Source organism: Pseudomonas frederiksbergensis, assembly GCF_900105495.1.
Classification (GTDB): Bacteria; Pseudomonadota; Gammaproteobacteria; order Pseudomonadales; family Pseudomonadaceae; genus Aquipseudomonas; species Aquipseudomonas frederiksbergensis.
In genome coordinates, this window is record NZ_FNTF01000002.1 from 3,174,428 (window position 1) to 3,198,026 (window position 23,599).

At 58.6% G+C, this 23,599-nt stretch carries 16 protein-coding genes; 11 read left to right on the forward strand and 5 right to left on the reverse strand.

The window, feature by feature from the left end:
• Positions 1–27 precede the first annotated feature (27 nt).
• From fadA to BLW70_RS14885, 5 genes are all read left to right on the forward strand, one after another.
• A complete protein-coding gene (gene fadA, locus BLW70_RS14865; RefSeq protein WP_046047846.1) occupies positions 28–1,203 on the forward strand; it encodes an acetyl-CoA C-acyltransferase FadA in 1,176 nt (391 codons plus the stop codon).
• Positions 1,204–1,302: 99 nt separating this feature from the next.
• Positions 1,303–1,539, forward strand: coding sequence for a DUF1653 domain-containing protein (locus BLW70_RS14870; protein ID WP_007933188.1), 237 nt, complete (start codon positions 1,303–1,305; stop codon positions 1,537–1,539).
• Between the two features lie 114 nt (positions 1,540–1,653).
• Positions 1,654–4,287 (forward strand): type I DNA topoisomerase, encoded by a 2,634-nt coding sequence (gene topA, locus BLW70_RS14875; RefSeq protein ID WP_074875124.1) that lies wholly within the window; start codon positions 1,654–1,656, stop codon positions 4,285–4,287.
• A gap of 141 nt (positions 4,288–4,428) precedes the next feature.
• On the forward strand, positions 4,429–4,953 hold the full coding sequence (locus BLW70_RS14880) for a DUF6586 family protein (RefSeq protein WP_074875126.1): 525 nt from the start codon (positions 4,429–4,431) through the stop codon (positions 4,951–4,953).
• Between the two features lie 154 nt (positions 4,954–5,107).
• Positions 5,108–5,341 (forward strand): hypothetical protein, encoded by a 234-nt coding sequence (locus BLW70_RS14885; RefSeq protein ID WP_008151412.1) that lies wholly within the window; start codon positions 5,108–5,110, stop codon positions 5,339–5,341.
• A 94-nt stretch (positions 5,342–5,435) separates the two neighbouring features.
• On the opposite strand, the gene sulA is transcribed toward BLW70_RS14885, so the two are convergent.
• Both sulA and lexA read right to left on the reverse strand, forming a co-directional pair.
• Positions 5,436–5,909: an SOS-induced cell division inhibitor SulA gene (gene sulA / locus BLW70_RS14890; RefSeq protein WP_008151409.1), complete on the reverse strand. Its 474-nt coding sequence runs from the start codon at positions 5,907–5,909 to the stop codon at positions 5,436–5,438.
• Positions 5,910–5,919: 10 nt separating this feature from the next.
• A complete protein-coding gene (gene lexA, locus BLW70_RS14895) occupies positions 5,920–6,528 on the reverse strand; it encodes a transcriptional repressor LexA (protein WP_007933171.1) in 609 nt (202 codons plus the stop codon).
• 229 nt (positions 6,529–6,757) lie between these two features.
• Here lexA and BLW70_RS14900 point away from each other — a divergent pair, with 229 nt between their 5' ends.
• The 3 genes from BLW70_RS14900 to BLW70_RS14910 all read left to right on the forward strand — a co-directional run bounded on the left by BLW70_RS14900 (position 6,758) and on the right by BLW70_RS14910 (position 12,008).
• Positions 6,758–7,465 carry a TetR/AcrR family transcriptional regulator gene (locus BLW70_RS14900; protein WP_074875128.1) on the forward strand — a complete coding sequence of 236 codons (708 nt, stop codon included), beginning with the start codon at positions 6,758–6,760 and terminating at the stop codon, positions 7,463–7,465.
• A gap of 170 nt (positions 7,466–7,635) precedes the next feature.
• Complete coding sequence (gene nagZ / locus BLW70_RS14905) at positions 7,636–8,634, forward strand: beta-N-acetylhexosaminidase (RefSeq protein ID WP_173860483.1); 999 nt, start codon at positions 7,636–7,638, stop codon at positions 8,632–8,634.
• A 68-nt stretch (positions 8,635–8,702) separates the two neighbouring features.
• Positions 8,703–12,008 (forward strand): DEAD/DEAH box helicase, encoded by a 3,306-nt coding sequence (locus BLW70_RS14910; protein ID WP_074880575.1) that lies wholly within the window; start codon positions 8,703–8,705, stop codon positions 12,006–12,008.
• Between the two features lie 138 nt (positions 12,009–12,146).
• On the opposite strand, the gene BLW70_RS14915 is transcribed toward BLW70_RS14910, so the two are convergent.
• Genes BLW70_RS14915 through mfd form a run of 3 tightly spaced genes read right to left on the reverse strand, consistent with a single transcriptional unit; the run spans position 12,147 to position 18,886 of the window.
• A complete protein-coding gene (locus BLW70_RS14915) occupies positions 12,147–14,837 on the reverse strand; it encodes a DEAD/DEAH box helicase (protein ID WP_074875130.1) in 2,691 nt (896 codons plus the stop codon).
• 10 nt (positions 14,838–14,847) lie between these two features.
• Positions 14,848–15,426: a CsiV family protein gene (locus BLW70_RS14920; RefSeq protein WP_074875132.1), complete on the reverse strand. Its 579-nt coding sequence runs from the start codon at positions 15,424–15,426 to the stop codon at positions 14,848–14,850.
• A 10-nt stretch (positions 15,427–15,436) separates the two neighbouring features.
• Positions 15,437–18,886 (reverse strand): transcription-repair coupling factor, encoded by a 3,450-nt coding sequence (gene mfd / locus BLW70_RS14925; RefSeq protein WP_074875134.1) that lies wholly within the window; start codon positions 18,884–18,886, stop codon positions 15,437–15,439.
• Positions 18,887–19,248: 362 nt separating this feature from the next.
• Between mfd and BLW70_RS14930 the strand changes: the two genes are divergently transcribed.
• From BLW70_RS14930 to sthA, 3 genes are all read left to right on the forward strand, one after another.
• On the forward strand, positions 19,249–20,712 hold the full coding sequence (locus BLW70_RS14930) for a glyceraldehyde-3-phosphate dehydrogenase (RefSeq protein ID WP_074875136.1): 1,464 nt from the start codon (positions 19,249–19,251) through the stop codon (positions 20,710–20,712).
• A 283-nt stretch (positions 20,713–20,995) separates the two neighbouring features.
• Positions 20,996–21,982: an FAD:protein FMN transferase gene (locus BLW70_RS14935; RefSeq protein WP_074875138.1), complete on the forward strand. Its 987-nt coding sequence runs from the start codon at positions 20,996–20,998 to the stop codon at positions 21,980–21,982.
• Positions 21,983–22,189: 207 nt separating this feature from the next.
• Positions 22,190–23,584 (forward strand): Si-specific NAD(P)(+) transhydrogenase, encoded by a 1,395-nt coding sequence (sthA, locus tag BLW70_RS14940; protein WP_074875140.1) that lies wholly within the window; start codon positions 22,190–22,192, stop codon positions 23,582–23,584.
• The last annotated feature ends 15 nt before the right edge of the window (positions 23,585–23,599 follow it).

Consider the following 23,599-nt stretch of genomic DNA (forward strand, 5'->3'; position numbering starts at 1 on the left):
GCCCCCAACTAGAGTGAGAGTGAATATATGAGCTTGAATCCTAGAGACGTCGTGATTGTCGACTTTGGTCGTACTCCGATGGGCCGCTCCAAGGGCGGCATGCACCGCAACACCCGCGCTGAAGACATGTCGGCGCACCTGATCAGCAAATTGCTGGAACGCAACGTCAAGGTTGATCCGGGCGAAGTCGAAGACGTGATCTGGGGCTGTGTGAACCAGACCCTGGAGCAGGGCTGGAACATCGCTCGCATGGCGTCCCTGATGACTCAGATCCCGCACACCGCTGCCGGCCAGACCGTCAGCCGTCTGTGTGGTTCGTCGATGAGCGCTCTGCACACTGCTGCGCAAGCGATCATGACCGGCAACGGTGACGTGTTCGTGGTTGGCGGCGTCGAGCATATGGGTCACGTGAGCATGATGCACGGTGTCGATCCGAACCCGCACATGTCCCTGTACGCGGCGAAAGCCTCGGGCATGATGGGTTTGACCGCAGAAATGCTCGGCAAAATGCACGGCATCAGTCGCGAACAACAGGACGCTTTCGGCGTGCGCTCCCACCAGCTCGCTCACAAGGCGACACTGGAAGGCAAGTTCAAAGACGAAATCATCCCGATGCAGGGCTACGACGAGAACGGTTTCCTGAAACTGTTCGACTATGACGAAACCATTCGTCCGGAAACCACCCTGGAAAGCCTGGCGGCTCTCAAGCCTGCTTTCAACCCTAAGGGCGGCACCGTGACAGCCGGTACTTCGTCGCAAATCACCGACGGTGCTTCGTGCATGATCGTGATGTCGGCGCAGCGTGCACAGGACCTGGGCATTCAGCCTATGGCGGTGATTCGTTCGATGGCAGTGGCAGGTGTGGACCCGGCGATCATGGGCTATGGTCCAGTACCGGCCACACAAAAAGCACTGAAGCGCGCGGGTCTTGGCATTAACGATATCGACTTCTTCGAGCTCAACGAAGCTTTCGCCGCACAGGCCCTGCCAGTGCTGAAAGATTTGAAAGTACTCGACAAGATGAACGAGAAGGTTAACCTGCACGGCGGTGCGATTGCCTTGGGTCACCCATTCGGTTGCTCCGGTGCGCGTATCTCCGGCACTCTGCTGAACGTGATGAAGCAAAATGGCGGCACCTTCGGGGTGGCTACCATGTGCATTGGTCTCGGCCAAGGCATCTCCACCGTCTTCGAACGCGTTTAAGCGTTTCGTCGAAGGAAGCCGGGGCCAAGTGCCCCGGTTTTTGTTTTTCTGAATTTATTTTTGTTTTTATTTTGAAAAGATTTGAGCGAGGGCCAAACCATGCCGATACAACCTGGGCTCTACCAACATTACAAAGGTCCGCAGTACCGTGTATTCAGTGTTGCGCGGCATTCGGAAACCGAAGAAGAAGTGGTGTTCTACCAAGCCCTGTATGGCGATTACGGCTTTTGGGTGCGCCCCTTGAGCATGTTCCTGGAGTCGGTCGAGGTTGACGGCGAACAGGTGCCACGCTTTGCTTTGGTGCAAGCCGAACCGAGCATATTTCCGCAGCCATAAGGGGAGTGCGCGCAGAACCCTGCGCTTGACCTCACCTTGTAGCCACTATATATAGCGGTGCCGCGTCAGGCGCCAACCGCCTTTCACTTCTAGAATTCAGGAATTTTCTGATCCATGGGCAAATCGCTGGTCATTGTGGAATCCCCGGCTAAGGCCAAGACCATCAACAAGTATCTGGGTAACCAATACGTGGTGAAGTCGAGTATCGGCCATATCCGAGACCTGCCCACCAGCGGTTCGGCTAGCGCCAGCAAAGAGCCAGCCGCCAAGCGCGGCAAGGCCGCCGCGGGTGAAGGTCCGGTGCTCACGCCGAAAGAGAAGGCGCGCAAGCAGCTGGTCTCGCGCATGGGTGTCGATCCCGATCATGGCTGGAAAGCCAAGTACGAGATCCTCCCGGGCAAGGAAAAGGTCATCGAAGAGCTACGACGGCTCGCCAAAGATGCTGACACCATCTATCTCGCAACCGACTTGGATCGCGAGGGGGAAGCCATTGCCTGGCACCTGCGCGAAGCCATCGGTGGTGATGACAGCCGCTACAAGCGCGTGGTGTTCAACGAAATCACCAAGAAGGCGATTCAGGAAGCCTTCTCCAAGCCGGGCGAGCTGGACATCGACCGTGTAAACGCCCAGCAGGCGCGTCGTTTCCTCGACCGCGTGGTGGGTTACATGGTATCGCCGCTGCTGTGGGCCAAAGTTGCCCGTGGCCTGTCCGCCGGTCGCGTGCAATCGGTTGCCGTGAAGCTGGTGGTCGAGCGTGAGCGTGAAATTCGCGCGTTCAACCCGGAAGAGTACTGGGAAGTTCATGCCGACCTCGGCACCGCCAAGGGCGCGACTGTGCGTTTTGATGTGGCGCGCGAGAAAGGCGAAGCCTTCAAGCCGCTGAACGAAACCCAGGCCATGGCCGCACTGGAAAAGCTCAAGGCTTCCAGCTACAGCATCGTCAAGCGCGAAGACAAACCGACCAGCAGCAAGCCGTCGGCACCGTTCATCACTTCCACCCTGCAACAGGCCGCGAGTAACCGCCTGGGCTTCGGCGTGAAGAAAACCATGATGATGGCCCAGCGTTTGTACGAAGCCGGCTACATCACTTACATGCGTACCGACTCCACCAACCTCTCGGTTGATGCCGTGACGATGGCGCGTACTTATATTGAAGGCGAGTTCGGCAAGAAGTACCTGCCGGAAAACCCGAACGTCTACAGCAGCAAGGAAGGCGCACAAGAGGCTCACGAAGCGATTCGTCCCTCCGATGCCAATACCGAGCCAAGCAAGCTGTCGGGCATGGAGCGCGATGCTGAGCGGCTCTATGAGCTGATCTGGCGCCAGTTCCTCGCTTGCCAGATGCTGCCGGCCCAATACCTGTCGACCACTGTCACCGTCGGTGCCGGCGATTTCGAGTTGCGTGCCAAAGGACGGATCCTGAAATTCGACGGTTACACCCGCGTCATGCCGCAAATTGCCAAGCCTGGCGATGACGACGTGCTGCCGGACATGGCTCAGGGCGACGCGATGAAGCTGATCAAGCTTGATCCGACCCAGCACTTCACCAAGCCGCCGGCGCGTTACTCGGAAGCGAGCCTGGTTAAAGAAATGGAAAAACGCGGCATCGGTCGTCCTTCGACCTACGCGGCGATCATTTCGACGATCCAGGATCGTGGCTACGTTGCGCTGCACAACCGTCGTTTCTACTCGGAAAAGATGGGCGACATCGTTACCGAACGTCTGGCCGAAAGCTTCTCCAATCTCATGGACTACGGCTTTACTGCCGGCATGGAAGAGAATCTCGATGACGTGGCCCAGGGTGAGCGCGACTGGAAGAACGTACTCGATGAGTTCTATGGCGACTTCAAGAAGAAGCTCGAAGTAGCCGAAAGCGCCGAAGGCGGAATGCGCGCCAATCAGCCGGTAATGACCGATATTCCGTGTGTGTTGTGCGGTCGTCCGATGCAGATTCGCACCGCATCGACCGGCGTGTTCCTCGGCTGCTCGGGCTACAGCCTGCCGCCGAAAGAGCGCTGCAAGGCTACGGTCAACCTGGTGCCGGGTGATGAAATCGCGGCGGACGACGAAGGTGAATCGGAATCGCTGGTGCTGCGTGGCAAGCATCGCTGCCCGATCTGCAGCACGGCGATGGACGCTTACTTGCTGGATGAGAAGCGCAAGCTGCACATCTGCGGTAACAACCCGGATTGCTCTGGCTACGAAATCGAAGAGGGCACCTATCGCATCAAGGGCTACGAAGGTCCGAGCCTGGAGTGCGACAAGTGCGGCAGCGAGATGCAGCTCAAGACCGGCCGTTTCGGCAAGTTCTTCGGTTGTACCAACGCGACGTGCAAGAACACCCGCAAACTGTTGAAAAGCGGTGATGCAGCACCGCCGAAGATGGATCCGGTGAAGATGCCTGAGCTGAAATGCGAAAAGGTCAACGACACTTACATCCTGCGCGACGGTGCTTCCGGCCTGTTCCTGGCGGCCAGTCAATTCCCGAAAAACCGCGAAACCCGAGCTCCGCTGGTCATGGAAATTGTGCCGCACAAGGATGAGATCGATCCGAAGTACCACTTCCTCTGCGAAGCGCCGAAGAAAGATCCGGACGGCCTGCCTGCGGTGATCCGTTATAGCCGTAAAACCAAAGAGCAGTACGTGCAGACTGAAGTCGAGGGTAAGCCTACTGGCTGGAAAGCCTACTACGACGGCGGCAAGTGGACAGTTGAAGACAAGCGCCCGGCGAAGACTGCCAAGGCTTAAAAGGCGCTGAACACAAAAGGCCGCATGACAACCCTCGGGTTTTCATGCGGCCTTTTTGTTTTGTGCTTGCGGGAAGCGGAGCTGATCCACGACACTGTCTGACCTGCGTGAAGCAATTATTTCGTTGTGGAGGCTGCCGTCATGGCCCACGAACTCTATACCCGTACCAACCAGAAGATTTACTTCGCCGGCCTGTCGCTGGAAGCGCTCGCCAGAGCCGAAGAGGGGCGGGCGATGAATTCCCTGGCGCTGATCCAGGCCGGACGTGAATCGGCGTTATTTCACCTTTACGGTGCATTGCTTGGGCTGTGCCATGAAATCGCCGGTTTCTATCGCTTGCCTCAAGCCAACGCGCCTCGGGCCGAGTTGCTGCTGACGCGTGAAGTACTTGAAGCCATCGCGATTCCGGAAATGGCCGAGATGGTCGAGTTGGCCAATAATCCGGAAACCTGGCTGGCTAAACTGCTGGCAGCTCATGCTGCGCTGTTTCAGCCGCCTCGGGCACCGCACAAGCCTAAGGGTGACGTGACGCAGCCGCTGATCCTGGCCGTTAACCTGGATGAAGAAGAGGCTCCGCAGGAGCTGAGCCGGGAAGAGCTGGAGAGCTGGCGTCAGAATCTCAAGGGACTGGCGATTCGGTTTCGTGAAGGCCTGAACGAGTGCTGAAGGATAGAGCGGAATAATGGATGGCCCGGTGGGTTGTCCGTTCAGGTCTGAGAGCTGTCGGACCTTTCTCTATATGATGGCATCTGGTCAAGATCCCGAGCGAAGCCTGGCCGATGCCTATATAATCCCCGCCTTTCGTGGAGAACAGACCTATATGCCAACGTCCTTTCTAGAAATTGTCGAGTTACCAGACGGCCGTATTGAGCTGCGCAGGGCTGAGGACGAGGGTTCTCTGGTTACTTTGGATTTCTCCGAGGATGCCAAAGCGTTTCTGCAGGGTCAGCACGTGGAAGTCGCCAAGGCGATGTTGAGCGTCGGCGTTCAGATGGCTGGACGCTTGGTTGAAGGCGATTTCAATACAGACGAGGCGTCTCGGGTTCTTCATTGATCCCGCCCGTCGGTTTTTTGCTGATCTCGCTACAGTTTGGCTTCTCTATCCTTGGAGAAGCCCCGCGTTGTTCAACGCGCGCATTGTTTGTCAGTTAACCCAATCGAATATTCAGGCTTTGTGCGTCCCCGATCCGGGCGGCGCTGATCAGCTGTTGCCGTGAAGTTGTGCTCAAAGGGTTGAGCCAGCTGACCACCGTGTGGCTGCGGCCCAGGCGCAAGGCCTCGCAGGTCAGTTGCTGTGCGCTCTGAGTGCCGCGCGGTTGCAGCAGCAGGATGCGTTCGCGGTTAAGGCCGGCGTCCCGCAACCAGGCCTGGGTCAGGCTGGCGGGTGGCGCGATCAGCGTTAGCCAGCGCGCGTCCTGGTCCTGGCTCAGTTCCCTGAGAATCGGCGCCAGAAGGTTCAGGCAGTTCCCGGCGGCACCACGCAGCGACAGCTCACTGAAGACTTCGGGCTCGGCGCTCCAGGGTGACTCGACCACATCTTTCAGGATCGGCGCCAATGGCTGCACCATGAAAGCCTCGAACAACGGCAGTTGGGCTTGTTGTGATGTATGTGGGAACTGCATAAAGCCTCCTTTAGCGGCGAATGACGCCGACACTCAAGCCTTCGATCACCAGTTCCTGATCTTTCAGGTTCACTTCGATAGGGGCGAATTCAGGGTTTTCGGCGATCAACCAGACCTTGCTGCCGTCGCGCTTGAAACGCTTGACGGTCACTTCGTCGCCGATCCGAGCTACTACAATCTGGCCGTTGCGGGCTTCTCGGGTGGTGTGCACTGCCAGCAGGTCACCGTCGAAAATGCCTACATCCTTCATGCTCATGCCATGAACCCGAAGTAGATAGTCGGCGCGAGGATGGAAGAACGACGGGTTGATGTTGCAAGACTCTTCGATGTGCTGCTGGGCTAGGATCGGAGCACCGGCAGCCACTCGGCCAATGATCGGCAAGGTGGACTCGTCGGCCTTGGCTTCAAAGCCGGGAATGCGAATGCCACGGGAAGCACCGGGTGTCATCTCGATCGCTCCCTTGCGGGCCAGCGCCTTGAGATGTTCTTCTGCCGCATTGGGTGACTTGAAGCCCAGTTCCTGAGCGATTTCCGCGCGGGTGGGTGGGTAGCCGTTGTCTTCGAGGCAGCGTTTGATGAAGGCCAGAATCTCTGCTTGGCGTGGCGTCAGCTTTAGCATAATGATCGCTCTGTCTTTTTATACAGTGACTGGGATTATATACAGTGAAACCGTCTTGGCAATGCTCCTTTTTTTGCCGGCCGCCAGACGGTCGATGAGCACGCTGATTCACGCTTGCGAGTTGTATGGTTAAATAGCTGACCGGCCATTCCCAAAACGAACCGTCAGGCTTGACAAGGCCTGGGCTGAAACGTATGTTTCAAACAAGTGTTTGTCAGGCGGAGTAGCCATGGCCCAGTCGGAAACCGTTGAACGCATTCTTGATGCTGCCGAGCAATTGTTCGCGGAAAAAGGTTTTGCTGAAACCTCATTGCGTCTGATCACCAGCAAGGCCGGTGTCAATCTGGCGGCGGTGAACTATCACTTCGGTTCAAAGAAGGCCTTGATCCAGGCAGTTTTCTCGCGCTTTCTCGGGCCGTTCTGCTTGAGCCTCGATAAAGAGCTCGAGCGGCGTCAGGCCAAGCCGGAGAACAAGCCGACGCTAGAGGAGCTGCTGGAAATCCTCGTCGAGCAAGCTCTGGTGGTGCAGCCACGTAGCGGCAACGATCTGTCGATTTTCATGCGATTGCTGGGCCTGGCTTTCAGTCAGAGCCAAGGGCACTTGCGGCGTTATCTGGAAGACATGTACGGCAAGGTGTTCCGCCGCTACATGATGTTGGTCAACGAAGCTGCGCCGCGTATCCCGCCGATCGAGTTGTTCTGGCGCGTGCACTTCATGCTCGGTGCCGCCGCATTCAGCATGTCCGGTATCAAGGCCCTGCGCGCAATTGCCGAGACCGACTTCGGCGTCAACACCTCCATTGAGCAAGTAATGCGTCTGATGGTGCCGTTCCTGGCGGCTGGCATGCGCGCCGAAACCGGGGTCACCGACACGGCCATGGCCACCGCGCAGTTGCGTCCACGCAGCAAATCGACCCCGGCCGTCGCCAAGGTTTAACTGCGCACGGGTGGGCGCGGCAGCTGACATCCGCTAAGCTAGCCGCCCATGCCGACTCTCGTTTTGAACCCGCTCCCCATTTGTATCGCCGACCTGCCGGGCATTGCCCATGGCGGCGATTTTGTGCGAGCCGGATTTATCATTATCAAGGAATCTCTATGACTGCTGGCCTGCAAGGCTCGTTGATGGTGGACGTCGCCGGTACCTGGCTGACGGCTGAAGATCGCCAATTGTTGCGCCAGCCCGAAGTGGGCGGCCTGATCATTTTCGCCCGCAATATCGAACACCCGCGTCAGGTGCGCGAATTGAGCGCCTCAATCCGCGCCATTCGTCCCGATCTGCTGTTGGCAGTCGACCAGGAGGGCGGCCGGGTTCAGCGTTTGCGTCAGGGTTTTGTACGCCTGCCAGCCATGCGCGCCATCGCTGACAACCCGAATGCCGAGTACCTCGCCGAGCAGTGCGGCTGGATCATGGCGACTGAAGTGCTGGCCGTCGGCCTCGATCTGAGTTTCGCTCCCGTGCTGGACCTCGACTTCCAGCGCAGCGCTGTGGTCGGCACCCGTTCATTCGAAGGTGATCCCGAACGTGCAGCGTTGCTGGCGGGAGCCTTCATTCGCGGCATGAACAGCGCCGGGATGGCCGCCACCGGCAAGCACTTTCCCGGTCACGGCTGGGCCGAGGCCGACTCCCACGTTGCAATCCCTGTTGATGAACGCAGTCTCGACGAAATCCGCGCCAATGACCTGGTGCCGTTCGCCCGACTGAGCAAGCAATTGGCTGCAGTCATGCCGGCCCACGTGATCTATCCGCAAGTCGATTCGCAGCCTGCCGGCTTCTCCCGCCGCTGGTTGCAGGACATCCTGCGTGGCGAACTGCAATTTGACGGCGTGATCTTCAGCGATGACCTGTCCATGGCCGGTGCCCACGTAGTCGGCGATGCTGCCAGCCGTATCGAAGCGGCGCTGACGGCCGGTTGCGACATGGGCCTGGTGTGCAACGATCGCGCGGCCGCTGAATTGGCCCTGAGCGCCGCCCAGCGCCTGAAGGTAAAGCCGTCCGAGCGCATTGCGCGGATGCGCGGCCAGTCGTACGCCAGCACTGAATACCGTCAGGATCCTCGCTGGCTGACAGCCGTGGGCGCGCTCAAAGATGCTCAACTGATCGATTGAGACCTTTCGGCTTACATGCTGAGTTTTGATACCTGCGAACTGCGATCACTTTCAGAAGTGTAAATATGATGCTGGCAATTATTGAGCAACTTCATGAACTGTCATGGGCGGAGGAGTTCAGTCATCGTGCTCTGGATAAGGCTCGCAGATACGCTGTAGAAAACCGGGTGCAAATCTGCGAAATCGAGGACGCTCTCGTTCTCGCCATCTGCAAAGGTTCCCAAGGGAATATTTACGAACAAGCCATTGAACTCATCGAAGACCCTAATGGTGATTTTGAGCTGGTTTGTTCTTGTTCGTGTCCGGTGGTGATCAATTGCAAGCACTGCGCAACCGTGCTTTACAACTTGCAAGAACTGCCGATGGACTCGTTCAAAAGCACTGCCTCGGTTCAACTGAATCGTGAGTTGGAGCGTTGGCTCAATGATATTCCCCACGACGTTCCAGATCGCGAGGGGGCTGCGCAGAGCGCTGGCACTTGCTGGGTATACAAACTCAAAGCAACGTCCACCACAGGCAAGTGGTTGCTGGAAATCTACAAGGCTCGTCAGCTCAAGGATGGCCGCTTGCAGGACATCAAATCGGTGTACTCGCCGTCAGATGCACTGATGCGCGAGCCCGGCTATCTGTCGGAGCTTGACTTGCGAATCGCAAGATTGCTGGTCGCCGTCCACTCCCAACATTCGTTTTACAGCGGCTATCCCCTGCAGGGCAGCAGTGGCGCCGAAGTTCTTCAATTGGCATTAAAAACCTCACGCCTGTATCTCGATTTCGAACAATTGCAGCCGCTGGTAGCTGGAAAGAGCAGGTCTGGGCAGTTTGCCTGGACCGAGCAACTCAGCGGCAGCTTCCGTCCTCAGTGGCGTAGTGAGGAAGTGTCTGAAGAAACGGTTCTGGCGCTGGAACCTTTGTACTACCTGGATCGCGAACGGCTGGAAGTTGGGCCGCTGCTTAGCGAGCTAGACGGAAAGCTGGCCTGCCATCTGTCATTGGTCCCTGACATTCCCGCACCTCAGGCCATGCAGTTCAGCCATCGGATGAGTGCTGTAACTCGAGTCGTGCCTCCACCGCATGCATTGACCGAGCGGATCGTCGATGACGTCGAACCCCAAGCCTTCCTGACGCTTGCAAGCACTAACCGTTACAGGAACTGGAAGCATGAAGTTGAACATCGCGCGGCTTTGGCGTTTACCTATAACGGGCACGTGGCGGCGGACAAAAAATCCTCAGAAGTACTGATACTGTCCGGCACCGAAACCCAGCGCATCCAACGCAAAACCGTGGCTGAAAAAGCCTTGCGCCAAGCTTTGCAAAAACAGGGCTTCAAAAAGGCCACCCGTAAAAGTGATGCGCTACCCGACAGTGCGGGCGAAATGTTCGATTTGCCGGACGACTCGGCTTGGCTGACTTTTGTGCAGTCCGTAGTCCCGGCGCTCAGAGAGGCAAATTGGCAGATCCGTATCGATGAGAGCTTTCATTTCAATGTGCAGCCCGTAGATGAATGGTATGCCGATGTCGAGGAATCTCCGGGGCGCGAGTGGTTCGATCTGCAGTTGGGTGTCGTAGTCAATGGCGAGCGCCACAGTTTGCTGCCCATCCTGCTGCAATTGTTGCGCAGACAGCCGCAGCTGCTGAACCCGACAGAGCTGGCCATGCGTGACGATGACGATCAAGTGCTGATCGATCTCAACAGTGGGCAGTTGGGTGCCAAGCCAGGTATAAAAATTGCGCTGTCCCTGGGACGAATCAAACCATTGATGGCAACGCTCGGTGAGTTGTATTTGGGGGGGAGCAGCAGCGCCTCGTTACGCTTGAGCGCTCCTGATGCGGCGCGACTGAGCGAGCTGGAGGGGTTGCCGCTGGTCTGGCAGGGCGGTGAGCGCTTGCGCAGTTTCGCCAAACGCTTGCGTGAATCGACTCAGGCGAACGTTGCTGTTCCGGAAGGCCTCAACGCCACATTGCGGCCTTATCAGCTTGAAGGTCTGAACTGGATGCAGACTCTTCGTGAGCTTGAGGTTGGCGGTATTCTTGGCGACGACATGGGCCTGGGCAAGACCCTGCAAACACTGGCTCATTTACTCGTCGAGAAGCAGGCAGGGCGACTCGATGTTCCGGCACTTGCGGTGATGCCGACCAGCCTCATTCCCAACTGGCTCGACGAAGCGGCACGCTTCACCCCGGAGCTGAAAGTCCTGGCGCTGCATGGCGCTACTCGGCAAAAGGATTTCATCAACCTTGCCGAATACGATCTGGTGCTGACCACGTATGCGTTATTGCCGCGCGATCTTGAGGTTTTGCAACCACAGGTCTGGAGCGTACTGATTCTCGATGAAGCACAGAACATCAAAAATCCGCTCAGCAAAGCTGCCCAGGCTGCCCGTGATCTGGAGGCCCGGCAGCGTTTGTGCCTGTCCGGCACGCCATTGGAAAATCACCTCGGCGAGCTATGGTCACTGTTTCACTTCCTGTTGCCCGGGTGGCTGGGCGACAGTAAAACCTTCAATCGTGACTACCGCACCCCGATCGAGAAGCACGGCAATAGCGAACGGATGCAGCACCTGACTGCCCGCATAAAGCCCTTTCTGTTGCGCCGCAAGAAAGAACAGGTCGCCACCGAGTTGCCGCCAAAAACCGAAATCGTGCATTGGATCGAACTCAGCGATGGGCAGCGGGATGTTTATGAAACCGTGCGCGTGGCGATGGACAAAAAGGTGCGTGATGAAATTGCCCGCAGCGGCGTTGCGCGTAGCCAGATCATCATCCTCGACGCTTTGCTGAAGTTGCGTCAGGTGTGCTGCGATCTGCGGCTGGTCAAAATGTCCCTGACGGCGAAAGCACTTCGTGCGGGCAGCGGCAAGTTGATCGGTTTGATGGAGATGCTGGAGGAGTTACTCAGTGAAGGACGCAAGATTTTGCTGTTTTCGCAGTTCACTTCGATGCTTGCATTGATTGAGGAGGAATTGCTGCAGCGTGGCGTCGGCTATGCGTTGTTGACTGGCGAAACGACTGATCGGCGCACGCCAGTCAAAGACTTCCAGAGCGGCAAGGTGCCGTTGTTCCTGATCAGTCTGAAAGCGGGTGGCACGGGGCTTAATCTGACAGCGGCCGACACGGTGATTCACTTCGATCCGTGGTGGAACCCTGCTGTTGAAAACCAGGCCACCGATCGTGCTTACAGGATCGGTCAGGACAAACCGGTGTTCGTCTACAAGATGATTGCCAAGGGCACGGTGGAAGAGAAAATACAGGCACTGCAACAGGAGAAGGCGGCGTTGGCCGGGGCTGTGCTTGAAGGTGGGACGACCGGAGGGTGGAAGCTTGAGCAGAGTGACATTGAAGCGTTGTTTGCGCCGTTGCCTGAACCCAGGTCCTGATAGCTGATTTCTTCAGTCAATACGAGGTGACCCCATCGCGGGCAAGCCACGCTCCCACAGGGTTGAGGTTAACCCTGTGGGAGCGGCGGTGAGGCGATCGACTTGCTCGCGAAAGCGACCTACCAGGCGGCGACTATCTCAGCGCTTTTCCAGCTTGTCCGGCAGTGGCGCAAACAACGCTTCAATATCATCACTCTGCAACTTCCAGTCCCCGGTCTGGCGTCCGTCCAGCACGCCAGCCGCCAGGTCGGATTTTTCCTTCTGCAGATGCTGAATCTTCTCTTCCACCGTGCCCCGGGCAATCATCTTGTAGACGAACACCGGTTTCTCCTGGCCAATGCGATACGCTCGGTCAGTGGCCTGGTTTTCCGTCGCCGGGTTCCACCATGGATCGTAGTGAATCACCGTGTCGGCTTCGGTCAGGTTCAGGCCGACGCCACCCGCCTTCAGGCTGATCAGAAAGATCTGACGCTTGCCGCTCTGGAAGTCTTTGACCGGTGCGCGCCGGTCGCGGGTCTGCCCGGTCAGCAGCGCATAATCGACTCCGCGTTTTTTCAGCTCATCTTCAATCAACGACAGCATTGAAGTGAACTGCGAGAACAGCAGGATCCGCCGACCTTCATCGAACAATTCCTCAAGCATTTCCATCAGGCTGTCGAGCTTGCCCGACGTGCTGCCGCGAGTGGGTAGGGTGGCATCGTTGACCAGGCGCAAATCGCAGCAAACCTGACGCAGCTTCAGCAGCGCCTCAAGAATGATGATCTGGCTGCGCGCCACGCCCTTGCGGGTGATCTCGTCGCGGACTTTCTTGTCCATCGCCAGGCGCATGGTTTCGTACACGTCACGCTGGGCTTCGTTGAGCTCGACCCAATGGATGATTTCGGTTTTCGGCGGCAACTCGGTTGCCACTTGCTCTTTGGTTCGACGCAGCAGGAACGGTTTTATCCGACCGTTGAGGTGCTGAAGTCGTACTTCGCTGGCGCGCTTTTCGATGGGCACGCGGTAATCGCGGTTGAAGCTTTTCACGTCACCCAGCCAGCCGGGCAGCAGGAAGTGAAACAGCGACCACAGCTCACCCAGGTGGTTTTCCAGTGGTGTGCCGCTCAGACACAGACGCTGGCGGGCATTCAATTCGCGGGCAGCATGGGTGGCCTTGCTGTTGGGGTTCTTGATGTATTGCGCCTCGTCCAGAACCAGTACGTGCAAAGGTTGCGCGGCGAGACGTTCGACGTCCTTGGGCAGCAGCGCATAGGTGGTCAGGATCAGGTCGTAATCGGCCAGCGTGTCGAAATGCTTTTTGCGACTGGCACCGTACAGCGCCAGCACTTTGAGTTGCGGCGTGAAGTGCGCCGCCTCATCCAGCCAGTTGGGGATCAGGCTGGTGGGCATCACCACCATGCACGGCCGATCAAGGCGTCCGGCGTTCTTCTCGCTGAGAATGTGCGCCAAGGTCTGTAGGGTTTTGCCCAGCCCCATGTCGTCCGCGAGAATCCCGCCGACTTCCAGTTGTCGCAACGACTGCATCCAGCTCAAGCCTTCCAGCTGATAGGGGCGCAAGGTCGCGTTCAGGCCTTCCGGTGCAGTCGAGGTAAAGTCCTTGATGTCCCGCAGCCGCTGGGCAAAGGTGCGAATTTGCTCGCCGCCCTCCCAAAGCAGCGGCAGGTCCTCCAGCGGATTCAGGCGCGTGGCATCGGCCTTGCTCAGGCGCAGCGTCGTTTCGCCGGGTTCTTGCAGGTAGAACTCGCCGAGGGTCGCCAGTACCGGTTTCAATCGGCCGAAGGGCAGGGCGACTTGCAATGGTCCGTGCTCGGAGTTCGGGCGATTGGGGATGTTCACCAGGATCAACTCGTCGTCGCGCCGCCGTGCAAGGCGTTCCGGGTTGAGGATCTCGGTGTGAGAACGCATCAGGTTCAGCAGGATCGGCAGCAGGCTCAGCCGTTCGCCGTTGACGATGATTCCCAGCTCCAGATCGAACCAGTCACGCTCCGGCGCCTGTTCTACGGTGGCGTACCAATCGTCCACGGCGGTCAGGTCGAAGCCGAAGTCTTCGTCGATCTGCAACTCCCAACCCTGGGTGCGCAGCTTCGGCAGTTCATTGAGGGTGAAGGTCAGCCAGGCGCTGTCGTTGACCATCTCGAAAAGTTCGCCGGCGCTTTCCGGCAAGGCTTTGCTTTGCCGGGTGGCGACCTTGAAGCCAAGGATTCGTAGCTGTTCCCTGTAGGTCTGTTCGACTTCCGGGTGGCGTTTTATCCGTAGCGTTTGCGTCTCCTGGCGAATCAGGATGTCGGCGTTCTTCTGTCCGGAAACGTATTCATCCAGATAGCCGAATGACAACGCCGCGCGATGCTGAATGTAACGTTGCATCTTGCCGTTACGCGGTTCGAAGGCGCTGAACTCGATGCTCGCCAGCCACAAGCGCGGCACCGGCTGCACGTTATCCACCAGTACTTGCGGGGGCTTCGGGATACGGTTTTCCAGTACGGCTTGAAGTTTCTCGAGTAGCTCGGCGTCTTGCGCGGCGGCGGGGTAGGCCAGGGTTTCCTGCACTTTCAGTAGCACCGCTGCGCAGTGTTTGCAGTTGTTGTGAACCGGGCAGGTGCAGGTGGCGTCGATCATCAGCAACGTGGCTTTGGCTGACTCGCGCAGGCGAATGGTCTGACGGTAAACATTGCCGCCAGAGCCCTCGCAGACGGCAATGATGGTGGCGTCACCGGCCTCGATGATCCTGACGCGGTTCTCCAAAGCGTAGCGACGGCCACGCTCCAGGCTCTGTTCCTTGAATCGGCTGACCCAGGAAGGTGCCAGGGGTTTGCTCAGGGTCGCTGACATAAGGACTCAATCAGTCCGGAATTTCTTCGGGGACTGGCCGAGGCGCAGGGGAGGTGAGCGAGGTGATCTTGATCAACAGGCCCAAGTGGCCATTGTCGAGGAAGTTCAACTGGCCGTTCTTGGTGTGGCTTTCCTGTTTCATGCGTTCGCTGGCGGTGACCATGCCGTTGGCGTCGATCTGGTTAACCCAGAAGTCGGCGTCGACGTCGGTGAAACGCCCCAGTTTCATGCTCAGCGTGCCCTCGATCGGGTACTGGCCGAACTGTTCCTTGCCCTCGCTGATCGCAACTTTGCTGGCCTCTTCGCCAAGGTTCTGTTGCCAGGCCTTGTGCAGCAACACCGTGTATTCATTGCTGGCGGTGAGTTTTTCCACTTCGGCATTGAGGCTTGGTGTGCGCAGGCTGTCGGGGCTGATGGGCTGAGCTCCAGCCGCCCAGTCTTCCGGCGCGGCGCGGCTGACGATAGCGGGCACGGCGTTTTGGCGGACCAGAATCATTTCAATCTGATACAAGTCATCGGCAAATGCCGTAGGGCTGACCAGCGCTGTTAATAACATGGTCAACGAGGTCAGTGAGCGGAACAGGCGCATGCGGCGTCCTTCAAGCAGTTTTCGGAATGAGGTGCTCAAACAGCGCCTCTACAGTATTAAAGCGCTCTTCCGGGCGCTCCATCGGCACCTGGAATTTAAACATCGTGGCGCCTTCGAATTTGTAGCGTTTTGGCTGGCTCTGGATCAACTTGATCAGCGTCAGCGGGTCGACCGGTGTTTGTGCCGCGAACTCGATTCGGCCACCTTGCGGGCCGCCGTCGACTTTCTTGATGCCCAGTAGCTCGGCCTGCAATTTCAGCGCGGTAATGCGCATCAGGTTCTTGGTCGGCTCCGGCAGCAGACCGAAACGATCGATCATCTCCACCTGCAAGTCCTTGAGGCCTTCCTCGTCGGTGGCCGAGGCGATGCGTTTGTAGAGAATCAGTCGGGCGTGTACGTCTGGCAGATAGTCCTCGGGAATCAACGCCGGTACCCGCAGATTGACTTCCGGACCACCGCCGAGCGGCTGGTCGAGGTTCGGTTGTTCGCCCTTGCGGATCGACTTCACCGCGCGCTCGAGCATTTCCATGTACAGGGTGAAACCGACAGCCTGGATCTGTCCGCTCTGCCCATCGCCGAGCAATTCGCCGGCACCACGGATTTCCAGGTCGTTGGTGGCGAGCACGAAGCCCGCGCCGAGGTCCTGGGTATTGGCGATCGCTTCCAGACGTTTTTCGGCGTCAGGCGTGATTTGCTGGCGCGGCGGCGTCAGCAAATAAGCGTAAGCCTGGTGGTGACTGCGACCGACCCGGCCGCGCAACTGGTGCAGCTGCGCCAGGCCGAACTTGTCGGCGCGTTCGATGATGATGGTGTTGGCGCTCGGCACGTCAATGCCGGTCTCGATGATGGTCGAGGCGATCAGCACGTTGAAGCGCTTGTGGTAGAAGTCGCTCATTACTTGTTCGAGATCGCGTTCGCGCATCTGCCCGTGGCCGATGCCGATCCGTGCTTCCGGCACCAGTTCGGCGAGGTCGGCGGCGCATTTCTCAATGGTTTTCACATCGTTGTGCAGGTAGTAGACCTGACCGCCACGCAACAGCTCACGGAGCAAGGCCTCTTTGACCGTGCTCTTGTTCTGCTCCATGACGAACGTGCGTACCGACAGGCGACGGGCCGGCGGCGTGGCGATGATCGACAGATCGCGCATGCCCGACACGGCCATGTTCAGCGTGCGCGGAATCGGCGTGGCGGTCAGGGTCAGGATATCGACTTCACTGCGTAGCGCCTTGAGCTGTTCCTTCTGACGGACACCAAAACGGTGCTCTTCGTCGATGATCACCAGCCCCAGGTTTTTGATTTTTACGTCGTCCTGCAGCAGCTTGTGCGTGCCGATGACGATGTCGATCTTGCCTTCGGCCAGGTCCGCGACCGCCGCATTCACTTCTTTGGTCGATTTGAAGCGGCTCATCACTTCCACGCTCACCGGCCAATCGGCGAAGCGGTCGCGGAAGCTGTTGTAGTGTTGCTGGGCGAGCAGGGTGGTCGGTACCAGAATCGCCACCTGACGACCGCCGTGTACCGCGATGAACGCGGCGCGCATCGCCACTTCGGTCTTGCCGAAGCCAACGTCGCCGCAGACCAGGCGGTCCATCGGTTTCGGCGCGAGCATGTCGGCGCGCACGGCGTCGATGGTGGTTTGCTGGTCCGGGGTTTCTTCGAATGGGAAACCGGCGCTGAAGGTCGCGTAATCGGCTTTCGGGTCGGCGAACGCATAGCCTTCGCGAGCGGCGCGGCGGGCATAGATGTCGAGCAACTCGGCGGCCACGTCGCGCACCTGTTCGGCAGCTTTGCGTTTGGCTTTCTGCCAGGTCTCGGAGCCTAGACGGTGCAGCGGGGCCAGGGCATCGTCGCTGCCGGTATAGCGGGCGATCAGATGCAGGTTGGCCACCGGCACGTACAGCTTGGCGTTTTCGGCGTATTCGAGGGTCAGGAACTCAGCGGCCTGACTGTCGATTTCCAGGATTGTCAGCCCGAGATAGCGACCGACGCCGTGATCGATATGCACCACCGGCGCGCCTTCGCGCAGCTCGGTGAGGTTTTTGATCACGGCATCGTTGTTGGCGTCGGCGCGTTTCTCGCGGCGACGGCGTTGCATCACGCGCTGACCGAACAATGGGCTTTCGGCGACCAGGGCCAGCGCCGGGTCGTCGAGCACCAGGCCTTCGTCGAGTGGCGCAATGGTGATCGCCAGGCGTTCTTTGCTCGCGACGAAATCCGGCCAGCTGTCGACGGTTTTCGGCCGCAGCTTCAAGCGTTCCAGCAATTCCAGCAGCACTTCACGACGGCCCGCGGATTCGGCGGTAAACAGCACGCGACCGGGAAATTCGTCGAGGAAACCCGCCAGCGCCGCCAACGGTTGGGTGGCCTTGGCTTCGATGGCCAGGTTCGGCAGCTCTCGAGCGGGGAACCGCTCGCGGCCGACGCCGGTTTCCACGTCCTGTTGACTGGCAACCACGCGCGGCCAGTTTTTCAGGCGCGCGAAGCAATCTTCCACCGGCAGGAACAACTCGGCGGGCGGCAATAAAGGACGGGCCGGATCGACGCGACGCTCTTCATAGCGATTGCGCACGTCGTTCCAGAAGTTTTCCGCCGCCTGCTCGATACCCGGCAAGGAAAACACTTGCGTGTCCTGGGGCAGGTAATCGAACAGCGTGGAAGTGTCGTCGAAGAACAGCGGCAGGTAGTACTCGATACCGGCCGGTGTAATCCCGCTGCTCAAGTCCTGGAAGATCGGGCAGCGACGGAAGTCGACATCGAAACGCTCGCGGAAGCGCGCCTTGAAGCGGGTGACCGCATCCTTTTGCAGCGGAAATTCTCTCGCTGGCAGGAGGCGAACCGTTTCAACCTTGTCGATGGAGCGCTGGTTTTCCGGGTCGAAGGTACGAAGGGTCTCGATTTCGTCGTCGAACAGGTCAATTCGGAAAGGCAGTTTGCTGCCCATCGGGAACAGATCGATCAGCGAGCCGCGGACGGTAAATTCACCGTGCTCGTAGACGGTATCGACATAGCGATAGCCGCTGGCCTCAAGCCGGGTGCGCATCTGCTCGACATCGAGTTTCTGACCGATGTCGAGCACCAGGCTGCTGCCGAGCAGGAATTTGGTCGGCGCCAGGCGATGCAGGGCCGTGGTGATCGGTACGACCAGAACGCCATGACTCAGCTCCGGCAACCGATACAACGCGGAGATGCGCTGGGAAATAATGTCCTGGTGCGGCGAAAACAGATCGTAGGGCAGGGTTTCCCAGTCCGGGAAATGCAGCACCGGCAAATCCGGGGCGAAGAAACTCAGCTCCTGTTCCAGCCGTTCGGCACTTTGGCTGTCGGCGGTCAGCAGCAGGGTGAAGCGCTTGGCAGCGCTGGCGGCCTCGGCAATGGCCAGGCTCAGGGCGGCACCGGGCAGGTTGCCCCAGTGCTGTTTACCTGCCGCGGCAGGGAGAAGCGGTAGACGCAGAACGGGCACGGAAGGTTGAGCTCCAAGCGTTGCGACAAAGTCGGTAATTGTAGCGGTCCCGGGTGCCGCCTGTCAGTTGCAGATGTGTCTATTACGCAGGTTGGGCGAAATGTAGTGGTAAAGACAAAATCGGCCCGTTTTTTAGTAAAAAAGACCGAATATGTAGTGGCAAAACGATTGGGTGTTACGGAGGGTTACAGACAAGACAGCGATGTCTCCGAAAAAATGACTGCGTTGCAGGCCCCGGTTTTATTGGGCTTGAGCCGTGCGTCATTTTTTTGAAGTTGATTTTGTTACTGGTCGCGCGACAAGCGCGCATTGCTACGGGAGGCACTCGGCGGCATAATGTAGCCCCTTTTTTCTGCCCCTACATGTGGAAGGTTCCCGTGACTCAGAAGCCCGACCAGTGTCTTGGTGAATGGATCGACCGTGAAGCACTCGCAGAAGCGATGATTCCGCTTATCGGTCAGCTCTACCGCAATAACAACGTGGTGAGCTCGATCTATGGCCGCAGTCTGATCAACCAGTCTGTCATCGCGATTCTCAAAGCTCACCGCTTTGCTCGCCATCGCCAGTCCGATGACAGCGAATTGTCCGTCCACGAAACATTCCCGCTGCTCAAGGCAATGAGCGAGCTCAAGCTCGGCGCTGCCTCGGTAGACCTGGGCAAGCTTGCAGTCAAATTCAAGGCTGAAGGCAATGGCCGCACTGCCGAGCAGTTCGTCCGTGAAGAACTGGCTGACGTCGTTGGTCAGCAAAATGTTTCCGCGCGCAAAGGCACCGACGTTGTTCTGTACGGCTTCGGTCGTATCGGCCGTCTGCTGGCGCGCATCCTGATCGAGAAAACCGGTGGTGGCGACGGCCTGCGTCTGCGCGCCATCGTTGTCCGCAAGGGCGCCGAAAACGATCTGATCAAACGCGCCAGCCTGCTGCGCCGCGATTCGGTACACGGTTCGTTCAATGGCACCATCACCATTGATGAAGCCAACAACACCATCACCGCCAACGGCAACCTGATCCAGGTTATCTACGCGAAAAACCCGACTGAAGTGGACTACACCCAGTACGGCATCAAAGACGCGCTGCTGGTGGACAACACTGGTGTATGGCGTGACGCCGACGGTCTGGGCCAGCACCTGGCATGCCCGGGTATCGATCGCGTTGTTCTGACCGCGCCTGGCAAAGGCAAGCTGAAGAACATCGTTCACGGCATCAACCACGGTGAAATCACCGCTGATGACAAGATCGTTTCCGCGGCTTCCTGCACCACCAACGCCATCGTGCCGGTGCTCAAGGCTGTCAACGACAAGTTCGGCATCATCAATGGTCACGTTGAAACGGTTCACTCGTACACCAACGACCAGAACCTGATCGACAACTTCCACAAAGGCGATCGTCGTGGCCGTAGCGCCGCGTTGAACATGGTAATCACCGAGACCGGTGCTGCCACCGCTGCTGCCAAGGCACTGCCTGAGCTGGCCGGCAAGCTGACCGGTAACGCGATCCGCGTTCCGACGCCTAACGTGTCGATGGCCATTCTCAACCTGAACCTTGAGAAAGCCGCCACTCGTGAAGAAATGAACGAGTACCTGCGCTACATGGCGCTGCACTCCGACCTGCATAAGCAAATCGACTACGTCAATTCGCAGGAAGTGGTTTCCACCGACTTCGTTGGCTCGCGCCACGCAGGCGTAGTGGACGCTGAAGCAACCATCAGCCAAGACAACCGCGTTGTTCTGTACGTTTGGTACGACAACGAATTCGGTTACAGCTGCCAGGTGGTTCGCGTGATGGAAGACATGGCCGGTGTAAACCCGCCTGCATTCCCGCGCTAAGCATTAGCTGCACATGAAAACGCCCCGACTTTGGTCGGGGCGTTTTTGTTTGTGCGGTGATCGCTCCCGCGCGCGTGGGAACGATCTTGTCGACGAGAGTGATCGATCAGGCGCCGCCAACCACAGCGGCCTACGCTGTCCGCAACTCAGCTCCCACAGGTTTTGCGTTTGACTGGCAGGCGCTGGCAGACCTCGCTCTCGTGCGCTCTGAAGCCCATAATGGCGGGCGCGGTTTTGAGGGGGGGATGAAGATTTGTTAACTGGACGGTGGACTGGGGTTGTGATGCTGGCCGGTGTTTTGTCCGGTTGTGGCAACGGCGACAGCCTGGAACGCTTCGACGGCCCGACCATGGGCAGTCGTTATTCCATTCAATACGTAAGGCATTCCTCCACGCCCGGGCTGAAAGCGGTGCAGGCTGAAGTAGAAAATATCCTCGCTGAAGTGGATCGACAATTCTCGACCTATCGCAGCGACTCGGTTATCGAACGCTTCAACGCACTGCCGGCCGGCCGCTGTCAGGTCATGCCTGGCCCGGTGCTCGAATTGATCCGTGTGGGCGAGCAACTGTCTTCGCAAAGCGAAGGCTCCTACGACCTGACCGTGGAACCGCTGCTCAATCTCTGGGGATTTGGCCCGCAGGGCCGTGAGGAAAAAATCCCGACTGCCGAAGTGCTCGCCGAAGTCAGGCAGCGCGTCGGTCACGCACACCTGCGCATCGACGGCGATCAGCTGTGCAAGGACGCCGCGGTAGAGGTCGACTTCAACAGCATCGCCGCCGGTTACGCGGTCGATGCAATTGCCGCAAAACTCGAAGCAATGGGCATCCACAACTACCTCGCCGAAGCCACGGGTGAGCTCAAGGCGGCGGGCAAAAAACTCGACGGATCGCCGTGGCGCGTCGCCCTGGAAGAACCCCGCGACGACCAGCGAGTGGCCGAGCGCATCATCGCCGTAGACGGCTACGGCGTTTCCACTTCCGGCGATTACCGCAACTATTTCGAGCGGGACGGTCGGCGTTATTCCCACACCTTCGATGCCCGCACCGGGGCGCCGGTCCTACACACCCTGGCGTCAGTCACGGTGATTCATCCTTCAGCGTTGATGGCCGATGGCTTATCGACGCTGTTGCTGATTCTGGGGCCCGAAAGGGGTTGGGACTATGCCGAAACGCATGACATCGGTGCATTCTTTGTGATTCGTGCCGATACAGGATTCGTCACACGAACCACGCAGGCTTTTGAACGCCTGAGTGGCGCAAAAGCCGAGTGATCACGGCGATTCAAGCAGTAAAGACTGGCGGTGTAGTGCAGGCAAAACTAGCCTACGACGCGACCAAGGGTTAATGTGCGCGGCGTTGACGCTTATATAGACTGTGTCCGGGTTCTGCACTGGCCCCAAATTGTTCCTTCACGCCGCAGATCGGCGTGATTTAGCCGCAGGTGCCGAGGGCGCCGCGGCCTGTTCTGAGGAGTATGCATGGCTGTCTACAACTACGACGTGGTGGTGCTGGGTTCCGGCCCGGCGGGAGAAGGCGCGGCAATGAACGCCGCCAAAGCAGGGCGCAAAGTGGCGATGGTCGATAGCCGTCGCCAGGTCGGCGGCAACTGCACCCACCTGGGCACCATCCCGTCCAAGGCACTGCGTCACTCGGTCCGGCAGATCATGCAGTTCAACACCAACCCGATGTTCCGGGCCATTGGTGAGCCACGCTGGTTCTCGTTCCCGGACGTGTTGAAAAGCGCTGAAAAAGTCATCTCCAAACAAGTCGCCTCGCGCACCGGCTACTACGCCCGTAACCGTGTCGACGTGTTCTTCGGCACCGGCAGCTTCGCCGACGAGCAAACCATCGAAGTGGTCTGCGCCAACGGCGTGGTCGAAAAACTGGTGGCCAAGCACATCATCATCGCCACCGGCTCGCGCCCTTATCGTCCGGCGGACATCGATTTCCACCACCCGCGTATCTACGATAGCGACACCATCCTCAGCCTCGGCCACACCCCGCGCAAACTCATTGTTTATGGCGCTGGCGTGATCGGTTGCGAGTACGCGTCGATCTTCAGCGGTCTGGGTGTATTGGTTGAACTGGTGGACAACCGCGGTCAGTTGCTGAGCTTCCTCGACTCGGAAATTTCCCAGGCCCTGAGCTATCACTTCAGCAACAACAACATCACGGTTCGCCACAACGAAGACTACGACCGCGTCGAAGGCGTGGACAACGGCGTGATCCTGCACCTCAAGTCCGGCAAGAAAATCAAGGCCGACGCCTTGCTCTGGTGCAACGGCCGTACCGGCAACACTGATCAGTTGGGTCTGGAAAACATCGGCGTGAAGGTCAACAGCCGTGGCCAGATCGAAGTGGACGAGGCCTACCGTACCTGCAAGCCGAACATCTACGGCGCCGGTGACGTGATTGGTTGGCCGAGCCTGGCCAGTGCTGCTCACGACCAGGGTCGTTCGGCCGCTGGCAGCATCGTTGATAATCAAAGCTGGCGCTTCGTCAACGACGTGCCGACCGGCATCTACACCATTCCGGAGATCAGCTCGATCGGCAAGAACGAGCAGGAGCTGACTCAGGCCAAGGTGCCGTATGAAGTGGGCAAGGCGTTCTTCAAGGGCATGGCGCGTGCGCAGATTGCCGGCGAACCGCAAGGCATGCTGAAGATCCTGTTCCACCGCGATACCCTGGAAGTGCTGGGCGTTCACTGCTTCGGTTATCAGGCGTCGGAGATCGTTCACATCGGTCAGGCGATCATGAACCAGCCGGGCGAACAGAACACGCTGAAGTACTTCGTCAACACGACGTTCAACTACCCGACCATGGCCGAAGCCTATCGGGTAGCGGCGTACGATGGCCTCAACCGGCTTTTTTGAGCGGCTCCGGCCGGT